The organism is Streptosporangium sp. OZ121 (assembly GCF_051918885.1).
Lineage (GTDB): Bacteria > Actinomycetota > Actinomycetes > Streptosporangiales > Streptosporangiaceae > Streptosporangium.
In genome coordinates this window covers 163,353-185,572 of the sequence record NZ_JBPXMC010000014.1, presented here as the reverse complement: position 1 = coordinate 185,572, position 22,220 = coordinate 163,353, and the positions used below count along the sequence as shown (strand labels likewise).

Genomic DNA, 22,220 nt, shown 5'->3' with positions numbered 1-22,220 from the left:
ACCTCCGTCACAGCGATCCGGTCGAACGAACGTCCCCAGTGTTGGCGGGGAATTCTCAGAGAACGATCAGAGAGCCCGCTGGTCGAGCAGGTCCAGCAGCGCGCGCTTGTCGGGCTTGCCGCTCGCGGCGACCGGGACGGAGGGCAGCACCGTGATCGTCCAGGGGACGCTGCCCTCACCGAGTTCGTCGCCCACCAGCGCGGCCAGCGCGTCGCAGTCCGGCACCGCGCCCTCGGCCGGTACGACGAACGCGTGGACGGCCTCTCCGGTCAGCTCGTCCGGGGCCCCGGCCACGTACGCCTCGGCGACGTCGGGATGGCCGCTCAGCACCCGCTCGACGGCCCCCGCGTACACCACTATCGCGTTGACGATGATCACGTCGCGGGTCCGGCCGACGAGGTGCAGGAAACCCTCCTTGTCCAGGTGGCCGAGGTCCCGGGTGCGCAACCGGCCGTCCCGCAGGGTGTCGCGGGTCTCCTCCGGATCCCCCCAGTAACCCGACATCAGGTACGGGCTGCGCACGTGGATCTCACCGGTGTCCTCCGGGGCCGCCTCGCGGCCCTCCTCGTCGCGCACGCTGATCTCGACGCCCGGGATCGGCCGCCCCACCGAGGACAGGACGCGATCCGGGCATTCGGCGATGTCCCGGGGGGTGAGCACCGAGATCAGGCCCGCCTCGGTCTGCCCGTACCCCTGGTAGACCACGGGACCGAGCCGGTCCACGGCCTCCGCCAGACGCCCCGGGCCGATCGGCGACCCGGAGACCATCAGCGCGCGCAGGCAGCCGACGTCGACCGGCTCGTTTCTGAGCAGGTCGAGCATCTGGCACAATCGCGGCACGGTCACGATGGAGCCGGTGATCCGGTGACGTTCGATCGCGTACGGGAACAGGGGCCGCCCGTCGTCCTCGGGGATCACCGCGGTGCCGCCGCCCAGCAGGCACAATCCCAGGAACTCTATGACCACCATGCTGGCCAGGGTGCCGAACAGCATGTAGCGTCCGAAGCCCGCGGCGAGCTCGTCCGCGATCGGGGACCACAGGCGGGGCTGCCACGACCAGTGCTCGCCGAGCGCGCGGTAGGTGATCGCGCAGCCCTTGGGGCGGCCGGTGCTGCCGCTGGTGAAGGTCAGGGCGGCCACGTCGTCCGGGCGGGCCGCGAGGACGAGGGGCCTCCCCTCGCCGGTGTGGGCGAGCAGGTCGATCGCCGACACCGGCATCGGCGAGGGACACGGCCCGAGCGACAGCAGTGTGACGGGCCCGGCGGCCCGGAGCAGTTCCGGCGTCACGGTGGACCGGTCGACGAGGAGGGCGTCGATCCCCATGCCGAGCACGTGGGCGAGGTGCCCCTCCGGGTAGCCGGGCCGGACGCCCACGACCCGGCAGCCCAGCGCGTGGGCGGCCATGTGGGCGGCGAACGCCTCGGGGGAGACGGCCGTGCGGACGGCGACGGCCCGGCCGGGTCCCAGCCCGGCATCGCGCATCGCCCCCGCCAGCCGCCGGATCGTCTCCAGTAGCTCACCTCGCGAGACGATCCTGCCCCCCTGCTCGAAGGCCGGGTCACCGGGCGAGCTCCGCAGCGCCTCGATGAGGGGATGCGGGAACGGCGGTTCGGCGGGACCACTCATGGTCGGCTCCTCTGGTTTCACGCGGGTCGGCGCGGCGTCTTCGCGGTTCCGGATCTCTTCGGGGGTCTTTTCCTGGTCTCTTCCGAGGCGTTTCCGGGTCCCTGCGGCGGGCTTCTGGACTCGTCTGAAGCGGGGTGCCGTCGTATAACCGGTATGTCGCTCACCACGAAGCTAGACAGCGCAGATCAGAGAATCATCAGAGCTCCCGCCCGGGATGGGGACGACCGCGGGAAGGCCATCCGGGCTCCGGAGAGCGACCATGGAGGTACCACCGGAACACCGAGGGGAGCACGACGTGAAGGTGATCGGCGCGGGCTTCGGCCGGACGGGCACGGCGGCGCTGAAGGCGGCGCTGGAAATGCTGGGTCAGGGCCCCTGCTACCACATGTCCGTGGTCATCGAGGAGCCACACCGGATCCGCCAGTGGCTCGACATCGGGGAGGGCCGCACCCCCGACTGGGACGAGGTGTTCACCGGCTTCCAGGCGACGCTGGACTGGCCCGCCGCCGCCTACTGGCGGGAACTGGCCGGGCACCATCCCGACGCGAAGGTCATCCTCACCGTCCGCGACCCGCAACGGTGGTACGACAGCGTCGGCGCCACCGTCTTCGCGGGCGCCCTGGCGAAAGGGCCGCCGCCACCGCACCGCCGGGTGGTCAGGTGGCTGGTGGCCCGCCGGGCCCCGGACTTCGCCCTCTACCCGCGCATGGCCAGAGCGACCATCGTCGACCGTGTCTTCGACGGCCGCGTCGGTGACCGCGCGTACGCCGTCGAGGTCTTCGAACGGCACGTCGCCGAGGTGAGGGCCACGATCCCGCCCGACCGGCTGCTGGTCTTCGACATCCGGGAGGGATGGGCGCCCCTGTGCGAGTTCCTCGCGGTCCCCGTCCCGGCCGAGCCCTTTCCCCGGGTCAACGAACGCGCGGCGTTCCGGCGCGGAAGATTCGGCAGGCAGCTGCGCCTGATACTCCTCGGGCGCTGAGCCTACGGCTCCCCCGCCGGACCGGGAGGAGTAGGCCTTGTCGGCGGCCACCGCGGCAGGGCGGGTGCGCGGGCGGCCGACCGGCGGACCGCTCTCCTGTGCTCGCCGAGAAGGGAGTCGCCCACAGCGGCTTCGACATCACCGTGGCCGCCGTACCCGACATCGTCACGCCCGGTGAGGACAACGCCCGGTGGAAGGAACTGGCCCAGGCGATCAGGCGGGCGGGAAAGGGAGACGCCACCGGATTTTCCGACTACGTCAAGGCGGAAACGCTGACCGCGGAAGGGCACCGAAGGAATGAGTGACGTGACGCCCGTGCCCCGAACCTCTCCTCTGGCCGCCGCCTTCCCGGCGCCGCCTGCTGTGCGGGGCTGCGAGGCGGCCGCACAGCAGCACCTGGAGCCTGTCTCAAAGTCGATCAACGGCGTGTCGCAGCCGGGTAGGCGAAGAGGTCTCCGATGGAGGGTTCATCGACGAAGAAGAACCTCACATCCGGAGACCTCGTGGCCACGCCCTAGTCGTTCTGGCCGCCCTGGGCATCCTGTGCGCCCTGGGCGTCCTGACCGTCCTGGCGGGTGATCGAGCCGTTGCCCGGGCGGGTGACGACCTTCCCGGTGAGCCCGCGCAGGACGACGTCGCCGTTGCGGCTGCGGACGGTGACGTCGATGCCGGCCGGGACGACGAAGGCGTAGTCGGTACGGTCCCGCGGGGTGTCGCGGATCGTCGTGCAGACGGACCCCTCGTCGCACAGGAGGCCGACGGCGAGGGACCCGCCTCCTGACGACTCGCCGCGCGGAGCGTCCCCGTGGTGGCGTCGCGTCACGCGGACGTCGGTGACGTCGGTGCCGACGATCTCCACGTTCCCGTGGTCGGTGTCCACGGAGAGGCTGCGGATCCCGGGATAGACGGTCTGCTCGGGCGCGTTCGCGGCGTTCCCCACGGAGAACGCCACCATCAGCGCCAGCGCCAGCGCGATCGGGGCCGCGGCGAGGACCCACGCCCACGAGCCGAAACCGTGCACCATCCCCGCCGTCCCCCGCCCGGGGCCACGGAACGTCTCGTGGTCCGTCCACTCGGAGGCCGTGGAGTGTGTCGTGCGCATGCTGGGTCGTCCTTTCAACCGGGCGCGGGAGGTGGGTGCCCGAGGTGGTGAGAGGTTTGTACGGCACCGGGCATGCACGGTCCTTGCAGGGTGATTACACGTCACGATGTGCGGGCGCCCGGGACGAGACCAGGACAGCCTGTCGGGGCGAAGGCGGAGAAACCCTGCCGACATGAGGACCGGGGAACACCGTCCACACCGCACTCGCACTCGCACTCGCACTCGCACTCGCACTCGCACTCGCACTCGCCGGAGATCGTCACCTCGAAGTGAAAGATCGTGACCTCAAAGTGAATCTGACCGCACCCGGCCGATCGAATGACCGTCCATGGGGCACAGTCATCAGATGAGCAGCGGACGGCCCGGGCACGGGGCGGTGCGGGAGCCGCCTTCGCCGGTGAGACCGCGAGCACGCGTGGCGAGCGTGCTCGGCGCGGTGCTGCTGGCCGCGATGGTCGTCGCGCAGGTCGCCTCGGGGCTGCAGCCCCGGCCGATAGTGCTGACCAGCGTGGTCGTCCTGCTGCTGGCGGCGGGCGCGCTGGCCTTCGCCTGCGCGACCCACTCCCCCGCCAGGGCCGTCCCGGCGTTCGCGGCCGTGGTCGCGACCGGGTACGCCGCCGAGTGGGTCGGGATCAGGACGGGCCTGCCGTTCGGCGACTACCACTACACCGGCGTGCTGTGGCCCGCGCCCGGAGGGGTGCCGGTGATCGTGGCGCTGGCGTGGGGCGGCATGGGGCTGGCGGCCCACGCGGTGGCCGCCGCCGCCGCGCCGGGGTCCCGGGCGGCGCGGATCGTCACGGGGGCGCTGGCCCTCACCGCCTGGGACCTGTTCCTGGACCCGCAGATGATCCGGCTGGGACTGTGGGTCTGGCACGAGCCCGGCCCCTACCGGGACGTTCCCCTCAGCAACTTCGCGGGCTGGCTCGTCGTCTCCCTGCTGGTGATGACCCTGCTGGAACGCGTACTGGCCGAGCCCGCCGCGTGGAGCGCCGGGCTGGTGTCGATCTACACGGTGATGGCGGTCATGGAGACCATCGGCTTCGCGGCCGTCTTCGTCCCGCCGGACCCGCTGGTGGCCATGGCCGGAGGGCTCTCGATGGGACTGTTCACCCTGCTCGCCTGGCGGCGCGGACGCCGGAGACGGCCGCTTCCCGAGGCGGGCCCGGCGTGACGTCGACGGCCGCACCCATCGGAAGGAAACACGGATGCCCGAGGTAACGGTGATAGGCGGCGGCGTCGGGGGCATGGTCTCCGCGCTGTTGCTGGCCCGGCAGGGGCACCGGGTGCGCCTGTACGAGCGGCTCCCCCGGCTGGGCGGCAAACTCGCCGAGCACACCAGGGACGGCTTCACCTTCTCCGTCGGCCCCTCCCTGCTGACCCTGCCCGCCGTCTTCACCGACCTCGGGCTGGAGCTCGACCTGGTGGAACTCGACGAGCTGTGCCGCTACCGCTTCGCGGACGGCTCGACGCTGGCGGCGTACCGCGACCCGGCGCGGACGGCCGCCGAGGTCGACCGGCTCGCCCCCGGCGAGGGCCGCGCCTGGCTGGCCTTCCTCGACTGGGCGCGGGACTGTTTCGACGCGTCGCGCCGCACCTTCTTCACCGGCCCGCTCACCCGTCCGCCCGCCGAGGCCCGCATGTCGGACCTGCTGGCGGTGGCGCCGGGCCGGACCCTCGACGGGCTGGCCCGCCGCTTCTTCACCGACCCGCGCCTGCGCCAGTACGTCGGCCGCTACGCCACCTACGCGGGCTCCAGCCCGTACCGCGCCCCGGCCGCGCTGGGGTGCGTCCCGGCGATCGAGCACGGCGAGGGCGGCTGGTACGTCCCCGGAGGGTTGCCCCGCATCGCCGACGCCCTGGCCCTGATGCTGGAGAAGGCGGGGGTGGAGGTCGTCCTGGGCGCGGAGGTGGCCCAGGTGCTCGCCGACACCGAGCGGGTCAACGGGGTGCGGCTCGCCTCGGGGGAGCGCGAGCGCGCCGACGTCGTGGTCGCCAACACCGACGCGGCGGCGCTGTACGGGCGGCTGCTGCCCGACCGGCGGCGGCTGCGGCGCATCGCCGGGCTCGGCACCTCCTCCTCGGCGTTCCTGCTGCTGGCCGGGGTGGAGGGCAGGACCGAGGGGCTGGGCCACCACTCGATCGTCTTCTCCGGCGACTACGAGCGGGAGTTCGGCGACATCTTCCGGCGGCGCAGGCCTCCGGAGGACCCGACCGTCTACATCGGCTGCTCGGTCGTGGACGACCCGTCGCAGGCCCCACCGGGCACGGAGAACTGGGTCATGCTGGTCAACGTCCCGTCCCGCGACCCCGGCCGGTGGCCGATGTCCCCGGAGGCGTACCGCGACCTGGTGCTCGACCGCCTGGCCTCCAGAGGGTACGACCTGTCGGGGCGGCTGCGCTTCGTGGACCTGTTCACCCCCGCCGACCTGCGCGACCGGTACGGCGCGTGGGGCGGCTCGATCTACGGCGGCGCCTACTCGGGCAGGCTCGCGCCCTTCCGCCGCCCCGGCAACCGGGGCCCCCGGCACGGCCTGTACCTGGTGGGCGGTTCCGCGCATCCCGGTGGCGGGCTGCCGCTGGTCGCGATGGGCGCCCGCATCGTCGCCTCGCTCGTACGGGAGGACTTCCCCGCCGGTTCCCCCCGCGCGGCGGGCGGCCGGGGCCGCGGGACCGGAGCCGTCCCGGCCGGAGAGGCCGGAGAGGCCGGAGAGGCCGGAGAGGCCGGAGAGGCCGGAGAGGCCGGAGAGGCCGGAGAGGCCGGAGAGGCCGGAGAGGCCGGAGAGGCCGGAGAGGCCGGAGAGGCATGACGATGAGGCTCCTGACCGCGCTGCAGGCCGCCGCCGCGCTGGCCGTGGTGGTGCGGCTGGCCCGGGGGCGGCGTCGCCGGCCCGCGCTGGCCCCCGTACGGACGGCGTCGCCGCGCGTGTCCGTGGTGATCCCCGCCCGCGACGAGGAGGCCCGCCTGGGCCCGTGCCTGTCGGCGGTGCTCGCCGATCCGGACGTCGCGGAGGTCATCGTCGTCGACGACGAGTCGCGCGACGGCACGGCACGGCTGGCGGCCGGGCTCGGCGCGAAGGTCGTCACGGGGGCGCCGCTCCCCGGCGGCTGGGTGGGCAAGCAGTGGGCGCTGCGGCAGGGCGTCGAGGCGGCGGGGGGTGACGTCGTGGTGACCCTGGACGCGGACGCCCGGCCCGCGCCGGGGCTGTTCGGCGCGCTCGTGGCGGCCCTGGGGGAATACGACCTGGTGAGCGCGGGACCCCGGTTCGTGTGCGACGGGGCGGTCGAGCAGGCGCTGCACGCCTCGTTCCTGGCGACGCTGGTCTACCGCTTCGGCCCGATCGGGCCGGCCACTCCCCCGGCCCCGCACCGGGCGATGGCCAACGGCCAGTGCACGGCCTTCCGCCGCACGGCGATGCTGGACGCCCGCGGGTTCGCGCGGGTACGCGGGAACATGGCCGACGACGTGGCGCTGGCCAGGGCCCTGGCGGCGGACGGCTGGGCGGTGGGGTTCCTGGACGCCGGGGGCCTGCTGGAGGTCGACATGCACGACTCGGCCGCCGAGGTGTGGCGGGAGTGGGGGCGGTCGCTGTCGCTGCGCGACGCCACCGCGCCGGGCTGGCAGGCCGCCGACCTGGCCGTGGTCTGGCTGGCCGCCGCGCTGCCCGTGCTGCGACTGGTGGCCGGCCGTCCCACCCGCCTCGACCTGGGACTGCTGGCCGTGCGGCTGCTGCTGGCCGGCGCGCTGCGCGGCAGCTACACGCGGCCGGGGCCGGGCGTGCTGCTCTCCCCGCTGCTTGACCCGCTGGCGGCCCTGCGGCTGACGCAGGCCACCCTCCGCCCGGTGCGCAACTGGCGGGGCCGCGTCTACCCCGCCGCCACGATGGTCTCCCGCCCCGGCCCTCGCATGACGGGCGCGCGGTCAGGCCGGGGCACGACGGGCACCCGCTCCGGCGGGGCCGCGACGGACGACCGGCCGGGACCGGACGCGCGGCCGGGACCGGACACGGCACCGGTCACGACGGGCGGCCGGTCCGCGCCGCCTGGCCGAAGCGCAGCCCGATGAGGCACATCAGCAGGCCCGTCCCGGCCACGTACACGACCGGCGCGAAGAGCAGCTGGAACAGCGGGATGCCGAAGACGCCGACGCGCGCCCCGATCGCGAAGGACCGCGTCACCACGGCGACCGCGACCAGGGCGGCCACCCCGAGCAGGAAACCCGGTGGGCAGATGACGGCGAAGCCGCCGACGAAGGCGAGGATCGACCGGCCGCCCGCGAATCCGGCGAAGACCGGCCAGGCGTGCCCGGCCATGGCGGCGGCCACCGCCAGATACACCGGCAGCACGCTGTCTCCGCTCACCCCGCCGGGCCAGGTGAGGTGCGTGCCGCCGGCCCACAGTCCGAGCAGGCCCGCGAGCGTGCCCTTGAGCGTGTCACCCGCGAAGACCGGCACGGCGGCCCGCCAGCCGAGCCGCTGCCTGACGTTCCAGAAGCCGGGGTTGCGGTCGCCGACCTCGCGGGGGTCGAACCCGTGCGCGCGGGCGACCAGCACGGCGACCGGCACGGACCCGAGAAGGTAGCCGCCGATGACCGAGACGAGCAGGGGAACCATCGCTTCCTTCCATCTCACGAAATATGCGGATATGGGGGCTATGCGGTATATGGCGTACGACCGGCCGGTGCTGGGTCGGACGCCGGGGCTGACGTTCTGGCGACTGCTCGGCTCCGGCCGCGGGGCCTCGATGAGCGTGGGCGCTGACCTGCGCCGCTGGGCCCTGCTGGCGGTGTGGCGCGACGAGCGGGACCTGGACCGCTTCCTGAGCGACTCCCCGGTGGCGGAGCGCTGGCGAAGCGAGGCTCGGGAGTCCTGGCAGGTGCGGCTGGCCCCCCTCGCCTCGCGTGGCCGCTGGAACGGGGTGGACCCGTTCGGTTCTCTCCCGGCGAGCCCGTCCGGGCCGCTCTCGGCGAGCCCGTCCGCTCCTCTCCCCGCGAGACCGTCCGGCCTTCTTCCCGAGGGCGCGCGGGGACCCGATCCCGGTGATCCCGGCGGCCCCGTCGCCGTGCTGACCCGCGCGTCGATCCGGCCCGCCCGCCTGGTGGCGTTCTACCGCTCGGTCCCCGGGGTGGACCGCCTCCTGGCGGAGCAGGACGGCTGCCTGGCCTCGGTCGGCGTCGGCGAGTGGCCGCTGGCCAGGCAGGGCACGTTCTCGCTGTGGCGCGACGCCGCCGCGGTGCGGGACTTCGCGCACCGGGGGCGGGAGCACCGGCGGGTGATCGGCAGGACGCGCGCGGAGGACTGGTACTCCGAGGAGCTGTTCGCCCGGTTCTCCCCCTACGCCAGCGAGGGCACCTGGGACGGCGCCGACCCGCTGGCCTGACCCGGCCCGCCCCGCCCGGCGTCCCGCCCCCGTCCGGTGGACGCGTTCCATGACGAGGTACGAGCACCGCGAGGGGCAACGCGAGACCGCCCTGCCGCCCGTTCCCGCTCAACGGGCGGGTTCCGCGGCGAGGTGGTCCCCGAAGCGGGTGACGACCCCGCCCTCGGCGAGGTCGTGCGCCACCGCGCAGGCGCGTGCGATCGTCGCCGCCCGCGAGGAGCCGTGCGCGACCACGACGGTGCCGCTCAGCCCGAGCAGCGCCGCCCCGCCGTGGGTCTCGGGGTCGTAGCGGCGGGCCACCTCCCGCAGCTCCTCGGCCCCGGCGACACCGGACCGCGCCACCAGCGTCAGCGCGGCCCGTACGGAGCCCTCGACGTTCTTGAGCACCACGTTGCCGGTGAAGCCGTCGGTGACGATCACGTCGACCGTGCCCGCGAGCACGTCGTGGCCCTCCACGTTGCCGTGGAAGCGGAACGGCAGGCCGGGAAGCAGCTCGCCCGCCCTGCGCGTCAGCCGGTTGCCCTTGCCCGGTTCCGAGCCGATCGACAGCAGGCCCACCGACGGGTCGGCGACGCCGAGCACGAGCTGGGCGTAGGAGACGCCGAGCAGCGCGAACTGGGCGATCATCTCCGGGGTGGGGTCGGAGGTCGCTCCCGCGTCGATCAGCACGGTGGCGCCGCCGGTGACCGAGGGCAGCGCGATGGCCAGGGCCGGCCGCAGGACGTCCGTGGCGCGGCCGATGCCGCGGATGGCGCACGAGACGACCGCGCCGGTGGATCCGGCCGACACGAACGCCGACGCCGCTCCGCGCCGTACGAGATCGCAGCCGACCGTCAGGCTGGTCGTGGCGGAGGAGACCGCCCCGGCGCCCCGCTCGGCCATCGGGACCACGTCCTCGGCGTGCACCACGCCGACCTCGGAGACGGCGCCGTGGCGGTCGAGCTCGGCCCGGATGTCCGCCGCCCTGCCGACCAGCAGCACGGGGATCCCCAGCTCGCGCCGGGCCGCCACCGCCCCGGCGACCGTCTCGACCGGTCCGTGGTCTCCGCCCATCGCGTCGACGACCACAGGTTCCGACATCACGCCCTCCTGACGACAGTGTTGAACGCCCACGCGACCGAGGAAGGTCCCGTGACGGACCACCCGGCAACGGACCTCCCGGCGACGGACGCCCCCGCGACCGCTCCACCAGGCCGGTTCACGGGATCTCGGCGATCAGGCGGCGCTCGGCGCGGTCGGCCGCGGACGCCGCGAGCAGGTGCCGCGCGAAGATCGCCAGTCTCCGCCGCCGGGGCACGACGACCCTCGCGCCGAGGACGTCGTGGCCGGCGGCCTCGATCCGGTCGAGGATGCCGCCGTACAGCTGGAAGGCCGCGCGAATGCACGGCCGGGAGGAGGGGGTCAGCATGTCGAACCCCTCCTCGGCCCGCGCGTAGTGGTCCCTGGCCCGCCGGGTCTGGAAGGCCAGCAGCTCGCGCAGGGCCGGGGTGGTGACACCGCGCCCCAGGTCGGCCACCGTCACCCCGAACCTGTCCAGGTCCTCCATCGGAAGGTAGACCCGGCCGCGTTCCAGGTCCTCGGCGACGTCGCGCAGGAAGTTGGTCAGCTGGAAGGCCAGCCCCAGCTGGCGGGCCGGTTCGCGGGCCTTGTCCTCCATGCCGGGCAGCGGTTCGAGGACGGGCAGCATCATGGTGCCGATCACCGCGGCCGAGCCCTCCATGTAGACGAGCAGGTCGTCGTAGGTCGCGTAGCGGGTGACGGTCAGGTCGGCCCGCATCGAGTACAGGAACGCGTCGATGTCGCCGTGGTCGACGCCGAAGGAACGCACGGTCTGCGCGAACGCGGGGAGCACCGGGTCGTCGGTGCTCCCGCCGGCCAGGACGACGGCCAGCCGGGAGGACAGGCCGTCGAGCGCCCGCGCCCTGTCGCCGGTCATCGTGAAGGAGTCCACGATCTCGTCGGCGTAGCGCGCGAAGCCGTACAGGGCGTGCACGTGCGGGCGCTTCCAGGCGGGCAGCAGCAGGGTCGCCAGGTAGTAGGAGCGGCCGTGGCGGGCGTTGAGCCTGCGGCACAGTTCGTAACTCGCGGTGAGGGTCATCGGGGGGTCTCCAGTACGCGTTCCGCGGCGAGCCGGCCGGAGATCAGCACCGGGGGCACCCCCACTCCCGGCGCGGTGTACATTCCGGCGAAGTGCAGCCCCGGGACGCGCCTGGCCGCGCCCGCGGGCCGGAACCAGGCCGTCTGGGTGAAGCGGTGGTCCAGGGCGAACGGGGTGCCCGCCGAGTGGCCGAGCCGCGCCCAGGCGGGCGGGTCGAGGGTGAGCCTCGGCGCGGAGGACAGGTCGCCGTAACCGAGGTCGGCCAGCCTGCCGAGCAGGCGGTCCTCCAGTCGCGGGGTGAGCCGGTCCCAGTCGGCGCCGCCGCGCAGGTTGGCCGTCGGCTCCAGCACGGTGAGGGTGGCGTGACCACGCGGCGCGGCGCCGGTGTCGGACTCGGGGTAGGTGACCAGCAGGTTCGGGTCGGGCTGCGGCCGCCCGGCCCGCAGCGCGGCGAAGGTGGCGTCCCACTCCCTGCCGAAGTGCAGGGTGTGGTGTGCCTGCCCGGCCAGGCGCCGGTCGAGGCCGAAGTGCAGGACCAGGCAGGAGGGCGAGTAGCGGGGACGGCGGAGCCGCCAGTCGCCCGCGCCCTTGGGCAGCAGCCCGGTGTGGGCGCGGGACAGGTCGCAGGCGACCACGACGTTCCCCGCGGCCAGGCGCTCCCCGGTGTCGAGCCTGACCCCGCGGACGCCGGAGGGCCCGGCCTCCACCTTGACGGCGCGCACGCCGTACCGGATGCGCGCGCCCGCCTTCTCGGCCAGCGCGGCCAGGGCGCGCGGGATGGCGTGCATCCCGCCCTCGCGCGGGAAGAAGACGCCCCCGACGGTGTCCATGTGGGCGATGACCGCGTAGATGCCGAGCGCCTGCCGGGGCGGCAGGCCCACGTACAGGGCCTGGAAGGTGTGCGCCTTGACCAGCCGGTGGTCGGTGAGGTGGCTCTTGACGAGGGAGTCCAGGCTGCGGAAGCCGCCCAGCGCCGCGATGCGGGCCAGGACGCGCGGCCGGGCGAGGTCGCGCAGCCGCGTCATGTCGCGGTCGATGAAGGCGGGCCACTCCGCGTCGAACAGCTCGCCGAGCCTGGCGCGGAAACGCCGGTACCTCTCGGCCTCCGCGGCGCCGCTCAGCGCGCGCACCTGCTCGGCCATGGCGTCCTCGCCGGCCACCACGTCCAGGTGGGAGCCGTCGTGGTAGCGCAGCCGGTAGTACGGGTCCAGCCGCCGCAGCGGGAGCATGCTCTGCATGTCCTCCCCGGCGGCGACGAAGACGTCGGCCAGGACCTCCGGCATGGTCAGCACCGAGGGGCCGGTGTCGAAGCGGTAGTCGCCGAGGGTGGCCGTGCCGCAGCAGCCGCCCGGCACGTCGTTCGCCTCCACGATCGTGACGTCCCGCCCGGCGGCGGCCAGCCGGACCGCGGCGGCCAGCCCGCCGAGACCGGCGCCGATCACCACCACCTGGCTCACGCGCCCCTCCTCGTCGCCGAGTCTCCGCGGCCGGCCGGCGAGGTCGCCTCCCGCCCGGCAGGGGGGTCGATCCGGTTACCGGGCCGATCGGTCTCACACGTGACGGCGGCCATGGGCATCACTCCTTAACGTCCACGAAGGACTTCGCAAGCGAGACCGCGTTCGGATGCGTTTGGCCGGCGGCAGGCGTACGGCCATGACCCGATGGCGACCGATGGCGTCTGACGACCCATCCCCGGACCGGGCTGCGGGTAAATCAACCCATCGCGCAAGAAGGCGTAAAAACGGCGAGGCCCGGCGCCCGCCGAGAGGCGGACGCCGGGCACCGGGTTCGGATCAGCGGACCGCCCTGAGGGCGTCGACGATCCCGTAGCCGTAGAAGCCGTTGCGCAGGGCGCCTCGCTCGCAGGTGTGCGTCGAGGTCGCCGTGGTGCCGTCCGGCAGGTGCCTGGTGTAGGTGTAGGCGGGCGGGGTGGGGCAGGCCGTCCTGGTCGCGGTGCCCTTGAGGACCGTCTCCACGACGTCCGGGTGGAGCTTCTTGCCGCCGTGCGCCCGGTCGCGCTGGCCGTACTTACTCACGATCAGCGCGGCGACCCCGGCGGCGCGCGGGGAGGCCATCGAGGTGCCCTGGAGGTACACGTAGTAGGCGCAGACGTCGCCCTTGCAACTGCGGACCACGTTGGTGACGTTGGGCGTGCCGTCGGGGTTGAGCTGGCCGCGCGCCTCGGCCACGGACCGGGGATAGGCCGCCAGCGTCGCCCTGGTGACGTCACGGCGGTTGTCGGCGGTGTCGTAGACGTCGCCGCCCGGAGCGGAGACGTCGACGTAGCCGTTGCCGTAGTCGGAGTAGTACGACTTGCGCTTGCTGATGCCGGTCGAGGAGACCGAGATCACGTGCTTGCCCTCGCTCGGCATGGAGACGCAGCTCGGGGGGATCGTGCGCGAGTAGGGCAACTCGCCGGGGACGCTGGCGAAGTCGGGGCTGGAGGCGTCGACGATCGTCTTGGTGTAGTCGGAGGCGCCGTTGCCCGCCGCGGACACCAGGGTCACCCCCCTGTCGTGGGCGTAGGTGAGCGCCCGCTGCATGGCCTTGATGATCGTGGCCTGTTCCTGCCGGTCGGCCGGGGAGTCCGCCGGGTTGTCGACGCAGTTGAACAGCCACGGGTCGATGTAGTAACTCATGTTGACCACGTCGATGCCGACGTCACCGGCGTGGGTCAGCGCGTCGATGCTGGGCTGCAGGAAGAAGTATCCGGAGTCCTGGCCGGCCCGCAGGTTCACGATCGAGACCTTGGGCGCCACGCCCGAGGTGCCGAGCCCGTTGACGGGCGAGGCGATCGACGACGCCACGTGCGTGCCGTGCTCGTTCTCGTCGACGTCCGCCGGGTCGTTGCAGGAGCGGTCGGGCTCGGCCTCGCACGGGCCGTCGATCTCGTCGCCGTTGGCGTCGACGGGGATGTCGACGGTGAAGTTGCGGCTCAGCTCGCGGTTGAAGTTCGGCGCGATGTCGGGGTGGGAGCCGTCGACACCGGTGTCGATGACACCGACCAGCACGCCCGGGTCGCCCTGCTGGTGACGGTAGGAGCCGTCCACGGTCGCGTGGATCTGCTTCATGTCCCACTGGAGCTCCGACAGCGGTTCCGCGGCGGGTGCGGGCCTGCCGAAGGTGGAGGTGGCGGGCGCGCCGTCACCGGCCTTCTCCACCGCCCTCGACTGCACGGCGAGGCCGGCGGCTCCCCGCCTGGCGGTGGGCACGCTGCCGATGGACCGGTTGTGGGCGATGTCGTCGATCGAGGCGGCGTCGCGCACCGCCTCGGCGAAGCGGGCGTTCGTCGTGGTGACGGTGGCGACGCCGACCGCGGCGTTCTCCTTGAGGATGCTTCCGCCCGCCGCCCTGATGGCCCGCTGGGCGTCGACGGAACGCGCGCCTTCCGTGTAGAGGACGACGTACTCGGCTTCCGCGCCCGGTTCGGCGATCACCTGCCGGGCCTGCGCCGGGGGCACCAGCGCGGCTGCCGTAAGGGCGGCGACAGCTGCGGTGATGATGACGCGTTTCACATATACCTCCGTATATCCGAAGAGCTCCCCGCAAATGTGATTTCACGCGCACCAACAATCCAGTCGTGCCCACATTTGCCGCCAAGGTGTAACAAAGCCAGCAGGCGCCGGGAAATCCCGCGACCCCTGTGACCTGTACACATCGGCGAATCGTGTCATCGGGGAACCGTTACCTGGAAATTCTCGCGCCAAAACCGGTGACGGCGCGGAGTTTCGCATGGTCAGGCCCGCTTTTAGGCGAGCAAGGAGGTACACAAAAGGGTCAAAGGGGGCGGAACGGGGCTCACCCGGGCGGGCCGATCCGTTCCTGCCGTTCCGGCAGCGAGGTCACGTACGAGATGAGCGCGCGGAGCGGGCCGGGAAGGTCGCCCTCGCGGGCGCGCGTCGTGAGCACGCGGCCGCCGTCCTCGACGGTCAGCTCGTAGTCGAAGCGGTCGGGCCCGGCCGTCCGGCCAGCTCCACCCTGGCGCGCAACCCGGTGGCGGCCTCCGGCGCCAGCGACGCGGAGTCGACCGTGATGACCGTGACGAGACCGGCGATGCCGCCACCCCGGACGATCGAGACCTTCATGGGAGTGATCCTAGACCGGCCCGCGCGGCCCGGGCATCGACCGACTGCCAGCAGTTCACCCCTCTATAGATATGACCAGTTAACGTGCGGTTCAGATGCTTTTGCGAGGGTCCATGCGTAGCCGGAGCAAGATCTCTCCGGCGGGAATGGAAAGGCACGACATGGGCCACGGGCACGATCACCCTCACGATCACACTCATGCTCACCCGCACGACCACTCTCACGGTGCCGAGCACGCCCTCGACCAGGGTGACATGGCTCCGGTCGTGGACTTCTCGGTTCCCGACGCCGAGCTCTCCCCCGGGCAGCTGTCGCGGCGCCAGATGTTCCGGCGCGCGGGGCTGCTGGGCGCCGGCCTGAGCGCGGCCGGCGTTCTCGGCACGCAGGGCCAGGCCGCGGCCGCCACCCCCGCGCGGGTCACGCGCGGGCCCGAGCCGCGCGACGGCTACCTCTGGCTCGCGGGCGACCACCACATCCACACCCAGTACAGCTCCGACGGGATCTACAAGGTCAGCGACCAGGTCCAGCACGGAAACGCGTACGGGCTGGACTGGATGGTCATCACCGACCACGGAGGCACCACCCACGCCAAGATCGGCGTGGACAAGGTCAACCCCGACATCGTCGCCGCGCGGCAGGCGGTCAAGGACGCCCTGGTCTTCCAGGGGCTGGAGTGGAACATCCCGGGCGCCGAGCACGGCACCGTGTTCGTGGCCCCCGGCCGCAACGAGGTGGCCACCCTCAAGGAGTTCGAGAACTCCTTCGACGGCGGGGTGAAGAACGCCGGGGCCTCCACCCCGCAGAACGAGGCCCTCGCCATCGCCGGGCTGAACTTCCTGGCGGACGCCGTCAGGCGGCGCCGCGTCGAGGCCGCGCTGTTCTTCGCCAACCACCCCTCGCGCAAGGGGCTCGACTCCCCGCACGAGATCCGGGCCTGGCGCGACGCCCAGCCGGGCATCGCCGTCGGCATGGAGGGCGCGCCGGGCCACCAGGCGGCGGGCATCCCCAAGCCGCACGGTCCGGGCGGCGGGCGCGGCTTCTACGACAGCAACCCGGGCGCTGACTCGTTCCCCGCGTACCCCGCAGAGAGCTACAAGACCTTCGGCGGCTTCGACTGGATGACCTCGACCGTCGGAGGGCTGTGGGACAGCCTGCTCGCCGAGGGCAAGAGCTGGTGGATCACCGCCAACTCCGACTCGCACTCGGTCTACGCCGACACGAGCGACCGCGGGCCGGGCAGCGACTTCAACGCCAACGGCAAGTACGACGACCCCGTCTACCGGGGCTCTCAGAACCTGGCGGCCGGCGACTTCTGGCCGGGCTTCTACAGCCGGACCCACGTCGGGGCCAAGGACTTCTCCTACACCGCGGTCATGGACGGTCTCCGGGAGGGCCGCGTGTGGGTGGACCACGGCGGTCTGATCAGCGCCCTGGTCGTGCGCGCCCGGCAGGCCGGCAGGGGGCAGCGCGGGGTCTCGCTCGGCGACACCCTGCATGTCCGCAAGGGCGCCAAGGTCGAGCTCGTCATCGAGATCACGCTGGCGAACCAGCCGAACTGGGCGCAGTACGTCCCGACCCTGGCCCGCGTGGACGTCATCCAGGGCGACGTCACCGGCCCCGCGGCCGACAAGGACGTCTTCACGACCTCGGCCACCAAGGTCGTGAAGTCCTTCGAGGTCGGCAGGAACACCGGGACGGTGACGTTCACCTACCAGCTCGGCGCCGTCGACCGGCCGGTATACGTGCGGCTGCGCGGCACCGACGGCAACCGCAGCGCGCCCGGGCTGCTCGGCGCGGCGATCGACCCGGCCGGGCCCCAGATCGACGTCTTCGGCGACGGCGACCCCTGGAAGGACCTGTGGTTCTACAGCAACCCGATCTGGGTCGTGCCGCGCGGATGATCCTCGGCCTCGACGGAGGCTCGCGGACGGTCGCGGAGGCCGAGCACCTTCTTCATGACGTGGAGAAGGCGCTCGGCCTCCCGGCCGGGACCGTGGGCTGCACGCATTTCGTCCGCACCGCAGGCGGACCGCCGCACGTCGCCTGCTCCCTCGCCGTCCGGGAGACCGTCGACCTGGCCGCGCTCCCCGCCGGAGTGGGCGCCACGTTCGGCGACAGCCGTACCGGCCCGGAGGATCTGGCGGAGGGGGCCGCGCTCGCCGCGGCCGAGCACGCCGCCGGGTCCGGCGGGCGCCTGGTCGTGTTCCCCGGCCGGGCCGAGCTCACCGGCACGCTCAGCGTGGCCGAGGTGCTGGCCCGCTCGGCGATCGACCGCGTCGTCGTGCTGGCGCAGGCCGAGGAGCCGGCGCCGGACACGCTCGTCACGACCAACGACCACGTACGGCCGCAGCTGCGCGGCGGGCACGTGGTCCTGCTGACCATGCCGGCCTCGGGCGGGCGCCTCATGCCCGCCGAGGTGCCGAACCCGACGCCCTGCTGCGCCGACCACGACTGACGGGGCGCGCCCGGACCCGTCCGCGGCTCCCCGCCACGGGGGATCCTCCCTAAAGGACCCCGACCTGCCGCCACGCGGCGCGCACCTTCCTCTGCTCGTCCCCGTCCGCGCCGAACAGCTCTCCGGCCACCTCCACGGTCGCCTCCGCGGCCTCCCGGAAGTCCGAGCGCGGCCGGAGCCGCTCGGTGAGCGTGACGTACCAGATGCGTCCGGCGCGCTCCCAGGCGTTGCCGCCGATGGCGGTGGCGGCGAGGTAGAAGGCGTGGTTGGGGATGCCCGAGTTGATGTGGACGCCTCCGTGGTCGTTGGAGGGGTTGCCGTCGTCGGGCAGGTCCACGTAGTCGCGCATGTGCCCCGGCTGGCGGTCGCGTCCCCCCGAGGGGGTCGACCAGGCGGTTCCCGGCGCCTTCATCGACCGCAGGGCCGTCCCCCGCAGGGCGCTGCCCAGGATGCCGTCGCCGATGAGCCAGTCGGCCCGCTCGGCGGTCTGCCCGCGGCCGTACTGCTTGGCGAGCGACCCGAGGACGTCGGAGAACGACTCGTTGAGGGCGCCGGACTGCTTGCTGTAGACCAGGTTCGCGGTGAACTGGGTGACGCCGTGGGTCAGCTCGTGCGCCACGATGTCGACGGCCCTGGTGAGGGAGCCCTTGGTGAAGATCTGCCCGCTGCCGTCACCGTAGATCATCTGGAAGCCGATCCAGGCGGCGTTGTCGTAGTCGGTCCCGTAGTGGACCGAGGAGACGATCTCCAGTCCCCGCCCGTCGATGCTGTCCCGCTCGAAGACCTTCCGGTAGAAGTCGTAGGTGATGCCCGCCCCGTCGTAGGCGTCGTCGACCGCCGCGTCACCGGACGGCCCGTCGCCCTCCCCTCGCCTCTTGCGGCCGGGCAGGTCGAAGTCTCCGCCGTTCTCGACGTCGTAGACCGTGCGCACCATGCCGGGGGCGGGCACCACGTCGGCGACGGTGAGGTTGAGCTGGCGCAGCGCGCCGGCGAACGACGCGCGCTGCGCACGGGCGGTCTCCGAGGTGGCCAGGGTCCTGAGCGCGGCCTCCCGCTCCTCGGAGGTTCCCTGGTCGGCGACCGCCTCGAGCAGGTCGGGGGGTGCGATGCAGCACTGGGGCATGCTGTCGAATGTCGTCATACGTCAAGAATCGCCGCCGCCTCCGCCGGCCGCATGAGTATCGCCGTACTCGATGCCTTCGCGGCAGGGTGGGGTGTGCCGCCGGGAGCGGTCGTGAGAGGGTTCTTCTGCTCGGCGATCACGAGTTCGTGACCGCGCCCGGGAAGCGGGCGAGACGGAGGCGGCGGTGCTTGGGAACGTGGAAACGAACGAGGGGACGGCGGGGGCCCTCACACCGCCGGCGCGCGGCCTGCGGCCCGCTCCGGCCACCGGTTCCGCGGGGACGGGCCGCGCATGACGTCACTGCTGGCCATCAGCGACCTGCACATCGGCTACCAGGAGAACCGGAGCATCGTCGAGGAGCTGCGGCCCGCCTCCGCCTCCGACTGGCTGCTGGTCGCCGGGGACGTCTCCGAGAAGGTCTCCGACGTCGAATGGGCCCTGGGGCTGCTCGCCGGACGGTTCGAGAAGGTGGTGTGGGCGCCCGGCAACCACGAGCTGTGGACCCATCCCGGCGACCCCGTCCAGCTGCGTGGCGAGGAGCGCTACCGGCACCTGGTCGAGATGTGCCGGAACCTGGGGGTGGCGACACCGGAGGACCCCTATCTCACCTGGACCGGCCCCGGCGGCCCGGTCACCGTCGCCCCGCTGTTCGTGCTGTACGACTACACCTTCCGCATGCCCGGCGTCGCGACGAAGGAGGAGGCGCTCGCCATCGCGTACGACAAGGGTGTGGTCTGCACCGACGAGATGCTGCTCCACCCCGACCCGTACCCGACCCGGGACGCCTGGTGCGACGCCAGGATCGCCGAGACCGAACGGCGCCTGGAGGCCAGGCCGGCCGGGGTTCCGACGGTGCTGGTCAACCACTATCCTCTGGTACGCGAGCCCACCCTGGTCCTGTACCATCCGGAGTTCGCGATCTGGTGCGGCACCGAGCGCACCGCCGACTGGCACCTGCGCTTCGACGCCGCCACGGTCGTCTACGGCCACCTGCACATCCCCCGGACCACCTGGCACGACGGTGTCCGCTTCGAGGAGGTCTCCTTGGGTTATCCCCGCGAGTGGCGTCCCAGGCCCACCGCGCCCGGCCAGCTGCGGCGCATCCTGCCCGCCCCCAGGCCCGTCGCATGATCGAGAAGATCCTGCCGTCGTGGGTGGCGAGCTCGGAGTGCTTCGAGGACCCGCCGGACGTCGTGCTGTTCCCCGAGGAGGAGGCGGCCGTCGCCCGCGCGGTGGACAAACGGCGCCGCGAGTTCGGCACCGCGCGCCACTGCGCCCGCCGGGCCCTGGCCGATCTGGGACTGCCCCCGGCGCCGATCCTGCCCGGCGAGCGCGGCGCCCCCGGGTGGCCTGCGGGTGTGGTGGGCGCCATCACCCACTGCGCCGGATACCGCGCGGCGGCCGTCTCCCTCGAGGCGCTGGCCGTCGGCATCGACGCGGAGCCCCACGAGCCGCTCCCCGACGGCGTCCTGCCCGCGGTCTCGCTGCCCGAGGAGCGGGCCGCCATCGCGGAGCTCGACGACGGCGTGCACTGGGGCCGGCTGCTGTTCAGCGCCAAGGAGAGCGTCTACAAGGCGTGGTTCCCGCTGGCCAGGCGCTGGCTCGGCTTCGAGGAGGCCCACCTCACCTTCTCCCCCTCCGGTACGTTCACCGCCGGCCTCCTCGTCCCGGGCCCCCGGGTGGAGGGCCGGGAGCTGACCGGCTTCACGGGCCGCTGGCTGGTGTCCGACGGCCTGGTCGTGACCGCCATCGCCGTGCCGGGGAAATCCGTGTCCTGACCACGCATCGCCCCGGCCGCCCCGCCCGGCCGATGGTCCGGTCCTTGGCTCGGTCCGCGGTCCGGTCCCGGTCCGGCCCCGCGGGCTTGGGCCCGCAGGTATCGGCGGGCCCGGCGTGGGGGGTTCGGGCTCCCGGCGCGGGCGCGTCCTAGGCTGGGGCCATGCCTCACGATCCGACGGTCCTGCCGACCGGCCTGCCGGTGCCCGTGGACGACGGCGCCTGCGCCCACCTGCCGGGCGCCGTCGTTCCGGCGCTCTCCCTCCCCTCGACGGACGGGGAGCCGTTCCGCGTGGACCTCGTTCCCGGCGGCGCCGAGCGGCTGGTGCTGTACGCGTACCCGCGCACCGGCCGCCCGGGGGAGGATCCGCTGGTTCCCGACTGGGACCTCATCCCCGGCGCGCGCGGGTGCACGCCCGAGTCGTGCGCCTTCCGCGACCACGCCGGGGAGCTGCGCGCGGCGGGCGCCACCGTCGCCGGCCTCTCCACCCAGGACACCGCCTACCAGCGGGAGGCAGCCGAGCGGCTGCACCTGCCGTTCCCGCTGCTCAGCGACGCGTCACTGGAGCTCACCGGCGCTCTCGGCCTGCCCACGACACGGGTGGCGGGCCTGACGCTGCTGCGGCGCCTCACCCTGGTGATCCGCGACGGGGTGATCGAGCACTGCTTCTACCCGGTCTTCCCGCCCGACGGGCACGCCGCGCAGGTGCTGGCCTGGCTGCGCGACCACCGGTGAGGCCGCGGCGGGCCGTCAGGACTCCAGGTAGCGCAGCACGGCGAGCACCCGGCGGTGGCCGCTCTGCGACGGCGGCAGCCCGAGCTTGGTGAAGATGTGCGTGACGTGCTTCTCCACCGACCCGTACGACAGCCCCGGCGAGTGACGCGTCCCTTTCCCGGCCGGTCCTCAGCGGGGGCGCGGGCCGGACCGGCGGGCGTCACACGACGCCGGCCTTGTGCGCGAACACGGCCATCTGCAGGCGGTCGCGGAGGTTGAGCTTGCTGAGGAGGTTGGACACGTGGAACTTGACGGTCGCCTGGCTGACGTACAGCTTGCTCGCGATCTCGGTGTTGTTCAGCCCGTCGGCGACCAGGGCCAGCACCTCGTGCTCGCGTTCGGTGAGCGACTTGACGGCCTCGGGCGGCCGGTACGGGAGCCCGTTCTCGAAGCGGCTCAGGAAGCTGCTGGCGACCTGCGGCGCGAAGAACGCCTCCCCCCGCGCGATCGCCCTGATCGCCCCGACCAGCTCGTCCTGGGCGCTGGAGCGCAGCAGGAAGCCGCGGGCCCCGGCGCGCACGGCGTCGAACATGGCCTCCGGGTGCTCGGTCAGGATGACGCTGCGCACCGAGCCCGCCAGCGGGTCGGCGCGGAGCCGTTCGGTGACCTGGACGCCGTCGAGGCCGGTGAGCCGCTCGTCGACGAGGGCCACGTCCGGCCGCAGGCCCCTGGCCTTGGACACCGCCTCGAACCCGTCTCCGGCGTCCCCCACGACGCGCAGCCCCGGTTCGGCGGCGAGGATCGAGCACAGTGCCGTGCGCAGCAGTCTCTCCGAGTAGCAGATCAGCACCCGGATGTCCGTTCCAACCCCGTTGTTCATCG

General features: G+C 73.2%; 22 protein-coding genes. 11 read left to right on the top strand and 11 right to left on the bottom strand.

Going from position 1 to position 22,220, the window contains the following annotated elements; all coding sequences use genetic code 11:
* Positions 1 to 66: 66 nt before the first annotated feature.
* On the bottom strand, positions 67 to 1,626 hold the full coding sequence (locus ACTOQ1_RS24520; RefSeq protein WP_440070361.1) for a class I adenylate-forming enzyme family protein: 1,560 nt from the start codon (positions 1,624 to 1,626) through the stop codon (positions 67 to 69).
* Positions 1,627 to 1,885: 259 nt separating this feature from the next.
* Here ACTOQ1_RS24520 and ACTOQ1_RS24515 point away from each other — a divergent pair, with 259 nt between their 5' ends.
* Positions 1,886 to 2,608: a sulfotransferase family protein gene (locus ACTOQ1_RS24515; protein ID WP_440070360.1), complete on the top strand. Its 723-nt coding sequence runs from the start codon at positions 1,886 to 1,888 to the stop codon at positions 2,606 to 2,608.
* Between the two features lie 98 nt (positions 2,609 to 2,706).
* Positions 2,707 to 2,913, top strand: a complete 207-nt coding sequence (locus tag ACTOQ1_RS24510) for a hypothetical protein (RefSeq protein WP_440070359.1) — start codon at positions 2,707 to 2,709, stop codon at positions 2,911 to 2,913.
* Positions 2,914 to 3,122: 209 nt separating this feature from the next.
* Here the strand turns inward: ACTOQ1_RS24510 and ACTOQ1_RS24505 are convergent, their stop codons facing one another.
* Complete coding sequence (locus ACTOQ1_RS24505; RefSeq protein ID WP_440070358.1) at positions 3,123 to 3,710, bottom strand: hypothetical protein; 588 nt, start codon at positions 3,708 to 3,710, stop codon at positions 3,123 to 3,125.
* 346 nt (positions 3,711 to 4,056) lie between these two features.
* On the opposite strand from ACTOQ1_RS24505, the gene ACTOQ1_RS24500 reads away from it, so the two are divergent.
* From ACTOQ1_RS24500 to ACTOQ1_RS24490, 3 genes are read left to right on the top strand one after another with little or no spacing between them, the layout of a single operon-like run.
* Positions 4,057 to 4,881, top strand: a complete 825-nt coding sequence (locus ACTOQ1_RS24500) for a carotenoid biosynthesis protein (RefSeq protein WP_440070357.1) — start codon at positions 4,057 to 4,059, stop codon at positions 4,879 to 4,881.
* A 34-nt stretch (positions 4,882 to 4,915) separates the two neighbouring features.
* Positions 4,916 to 6,517, top strand: coding sequence for a phytoene desaturase family protein (locus ACTOQ1_RS24495; protein ID WP_440070356.1), 1,602 nt, complete (start codon positions 4,916 to 4,918; stop codon positions 6,515 to 6,517).
* The gene (locus ACTOQ1_RS24490; protein ID WP_440070355.1) at positions 6,514 to 7,773 is read left to right on the top strand and encodes a glycosyltransferase family 2 protein; all 1,260 of its coding nucleotides are present in this window, start codon (positions 6,514 to 6,516) and stop codon (positions 7,771 to 7,773) included. Before ACTOQ1_RS24495 ends, ACTOQ1_RS24490 begins: the two co-directional genes overlap by 4 nt.
* Here ACTOQ1_RS24490 and ACTOQ1_RS24485 read toward each other — a convergent pair.
* Positions 7,724 to 8,320 carry a glycerol-3-phosphate acyltransferase gene (locus ACTOQ1_RS24485; protein WP_440070354.1) on the bottom strand — a complete coding sequence of 199 codons (597 nt, stop codon included), beginning with the start codon at positions 8,318 to 8,320 and terminating at the stop codon, positions 7,724 to 7,726. The two genes, ACTOQ1_RS24490 and ACTOQ1_RS24485, sit on opposite strands and share 50 nt — an antisense overlap.
* A gap of 67 nt (positions 8,321 to 8,387) precedes the next feature.
* On the opposite strand from ACTOQ1_RS24485, the gene ACTOQ1_RS24480 reads away from it, so the two are divergent.
* The gene (locus tag ACTOQ1_RS24480) at positions 8,388 to 9,086 is read left to right on the top strand and encodes a spheroidene monooxygenase (RefSeq protein ID WP_440070353.1); all 699 of its coding nucleotides are present in this window, start codon (positions 8,388 to 8,390) and stop codon (positions 9,084 to 9,086) included.
* A gap of 108 nt (positions 9,087 to 9,194) precedes the next feature.
* Here the strand turns inward: ACTOQ1_RS24480 and plsX are convergent, their stop codons facing one another.
* The 6 genes from plsX to ACTOQ1_RS24450 form a co-directional block, all read right to left on the bottom strand.
* On the bottom strand, positions 9,195 to 10,166 hold the full coding sequence (plsX, locus tag ACTOQ1_RS24475; protein ID WP_440070352.1) for a phosphate acyltransferase PlsX: 972 nt from the start codon (positions 10,164 to 10,166) through the stop codon (positions 9,195 to 9,197).
* 118 nt (positions 10,167 to 10,284) lie between these two features.
* Positions 10,285 to 11,184, bottom strand: a complete 900-nt coding sequence (locus ACTOQ1_RS24470) for a phytoene/squalene synthase family protein (RefSeq protein ID WP_440070351.1) — start codon at positions 11,182 to 11,184, stop codon at positions 10,285 to 10,287.
* On the bottom strand, positions 11,181 to 12,641 hold the full coding sequence (gene crtI, locus ACTOQ1_RS24465) for a phytoene desaturase family protein (protein ID WP_440070350.1): 1,461 nt from the start codon (positions 12,639 to 12,641) through the stop codon (positions 11,181 to 11,183). Before crtI ends, ACTOQ1_RS24470 begins: the two co-directional genes overlap by 4 nt.
* Before the next feature lie 336 nt (positions 12,642 to 12,977).
* Complete coding sequence (locus ACTOQ1_RS24460; RefSeq protein WP_440070349.1) at positions 12,978 to 14,699, bottom strand: S8 family serine peptidase; 1,722 nt, start codon at positions 14,697 to 14,699, stop codon at positions 12,978 to 12,980.
* A 283-nt stretch (positions 14,700 to 14,982) separates the two neighbouring features.
* Complete coding sequence (locus ACTOQ1_RS24455) at positions 14,983 to 15,117, bottom strand: hypothetical protein (protein ID WP_440070385.1); 135 nt, start codon at positions 15,115 to 15,117, stop codon at positions 14,983 to 14,985.
* Complete coding sequence (locus ACTOQ1_RS24450; protein WP_440070348.1) at positions 15,114 to 15,269, bottom strand: hypothetical protein; 156 nt, start codon at positions 15,267 to 15,269, stop codon at positions 15,114 to 15,116. Before ACTOQ1_RS24450 ends, ACTOQ1_RS24455 begins: the two co-directional genes overlap by 4 nt.
* Before the next feature lie 254 nt (positions 15,270 to 15,523).
* Here ACTOQ1_RS24450 and ACTOQ1_RS24445 point away from each other — a divergent pair, with 254 nt between their 5' ends.
* Both ACTOQ1_RS24445 and ACTOQ1_RS24440 read left to right on the top strand, forming a co-directional pair.
* A complete protein-coding gene (locus ACTOQ1_RS24445; protein ID WP_440070347.1) occupies positions 15,524 to 17,170 on the top strand; it encodes a PHP domain-containing protein in 1,647 nt (548 codons plus the stop codon).
* Entirely contained in the window at positions 17,128 to 17,724 is a 597-nt protein-coding gene (locus tag ACTOQ1_RS24440; protein WP_440070346.1) for a hypothetical protein, read from the top strand. Before ACTOQ1_RS24445 ends, ACTOQ1_RS24440 begins: the two co-directional genes overlap by 43 nt.
* 49 nt (positions 17,725 to 17,773) lie before the next feature.
* Here ACTOQ1_RS24440 and ACTOQ1_RS24435 read toward each other — a convergent pair whose 3' ends face one another.
* The gene (locus ACTOQ1_RS24435; protein WP_440070345.1) at positions 17,774 to 18,865 is read right to left on the bottom strand and encodes a M4 family metallopeptidase; all 1,092 of its coding nucleotides are present in this window, start codon (positions 18,863 to 18,865) and stop codon (positions 17,774 to 17,776) included.
* Positions 18,866 to 19,138: 273 nt separating this feature from the next.
* On the opposite strand from ACTOQ1_RS24435, the gene ACTOQ1_RS24430 reads away from it, so the two are divergent.
* The 3 genes from ACTOQ1_RS24430 (at position 19,139) to ACTOQ1_RS24420 (ending at position 21,359) form a co-directional block, all read left to right on the top strand.
* Positions 19,139 to 19,978: a metallophosphoesterase family protein gene (locus ACTOQ1_RS24430; protein ID WP_440070344.1), complete on the top strand. Its 840-nt coding sequence runs from the start codon at positions 19,139 to 19,141 to the stop codon at positions 19,976 to 19,978.
* The gene (locus ACTOQ1_RS24425; protein ID WP_440070343.1) at positions 19,975 to 20,625 is read left to right on the top strand and encodes a 4'-phosphopantetheinyl transferase family protein; all 651 of its coding nucleotides are present in this window, start codon (positions 19,975 to 19,977) and stop codon (positions 20,623 to 20,625) included. Before ACTOQ1_RS24430 ends, ACTOQ1_RS24425 begins: the two co-directional genes overlap by 4 nt.
* Positions 20,626 to 20,786: 161 nt before the next feature.
* Entirely contained in the window at positions 20,787 to 21,359 is a 573-nt protein-coding gene (locus tag ACTOQ1_RS24420) for a peroxiredoxin (RefSeq protein WP_440070342.1), read from the top strand.
* Positions 21,360 to 21,558: 199 nt separating this feature from the next.
* Here the strand turns inward: ACTOQ1_RS24420 and ACTOQ1_RS24415 are convergent, their stop codons facing one another.
* Positions 21,559 to 22,218, bottom strand: a complete 660-nt coding sequence (locus tag ACTOQ1_RS24415; protein WP_440070341.1) for a LuxR C-terminal-related transcriptional regulator — start codon at positions 22,216 to 22,218, stop codon at positions 21,559 to 21,561.
* Positions 22,219 to 22,220: the final 2 nt, after the last annotated feature.

Excerpts from the sequence above, each read along its gene's own strand:
- ACTOQ1_RS24520 (WP_440070361.1), bottom strand. The coding sequence starts at position 1,626 with ATGAGTGGTCCCGCCGAACCGCCGTTCCCGCATCCCCTCATCGAGGCG.
- ACTOQ1_RS24470 (WP_440070351.1), bottom strand. The coding sequence starts at position 11,184 with ATGACCCTCACCGCGAGTTACGAACTGTGCCGCAGGCTCAACGCCCGC.
- ACTOQ1_RS24415 (WP_440070341.1), bottom strand. The coding sequence starts at position 22,218 with ATGAACAACGGGGTTGGAACGGACATCCGGGTGCTGATCTGCTACTCG.
- ACTOQ1_RS24490 (WP_440070355.1), top strand. The coding sequence starts at position 6,514 with ATGACGATGAGGCTCCTGACCGCGCTGCAGGCCGCCGCCGCGCTGGCC.
- ACTOQ1_RS24435 (WP_440070345.1), bottom strand. The coding sequence starts at position 18,865 with ATGACGACATTCGACAGCATGCCCCAGTGCTGCATCGCACCCCCCGAC.
- ACTOQ1_RS24430 (WP_440070344.1), top strand. The coding sequence starts at position 19,139 with ATGACGTCACTGCTGGCCATCAGCGACCTGCACATCGGCTACCAGGAG.
- ACTOQ1_RS24425 (WP_440070343.1), top strand. The coding sequence starts at position 19,975 with ATGATCGAGAAGATCCTGCCGTCGTGGGTGGCGAGCTCGGAGTGCTTC.
- ACTOQ1_RS24495 (WP_440070356.1), top strand. The coding sequence starts at position 4,916 with ATGCCCGAGGTAACGGTGATAGGCGGCGGCGTCGGGGGCATGGTCTCC.
- ACTOQ1_RS24515 (WP_440070360.1), top strand. The coding sequence starts at position 1,886 with ATGGAGGTACCACCGGAACACCGAGGGGAGCACGACGTGAAGGTGATC.
- ACTOQ1_RS24500 (WP_440070357.1), top strand. The coding sequence starts at position 4,057 with ATGAGCAGCGGACGGCCCGGGCACGGGGCGGTGCGGGAGCCGCCTTCG.
- ACTOQ1_RS24485 (WP_440070354.1), bottom strand. The coding sequence starts at position 8,320 with ATGGTTCCCCTGCTCGTCTCGGTCATCGGCGGCTACCTTCTCGGGTCC.
- plsX (WP_440070352.1), bottom strand. The coding sequence starts at position 10,166 with ATGTCGGAACCTGTGGTCGTCGACGCGATGGGCGGAGACCACGGACCG.
- ACTOQ1_RS24450 (WP_440070348.1), bottom strand. The coding sequence starts at position 15,269 with ATGAAGGTCTCGATCGTCCGGGGTGGCGGCATCGCCGGTCTCGTCACG.
- ACTOQ1_RS24505 (WP_440070358.1), bottom strand. The coding sequence starts at position 3,710 with ATGCGCACGACACACTCCACGGCCTCCGAGTGGACGGACCACGAGACG.
- ACTOQ1_RS24445 (WP_440070347.1), top strand. The coding sequence starts at position 15,524 with ATGGCTCCGGTCGTGGACTTCTCGGTTCCCGACGCCGAGCTCTCCCCC.
- ACTOQ1_RS24420 (WP_440070342.1), top strand. The coding sequence starts at position 20,787 with ATGCCTCACGATCCGACGGTCCTGCCGACCGGCCTGCCGGTGCCCGTG.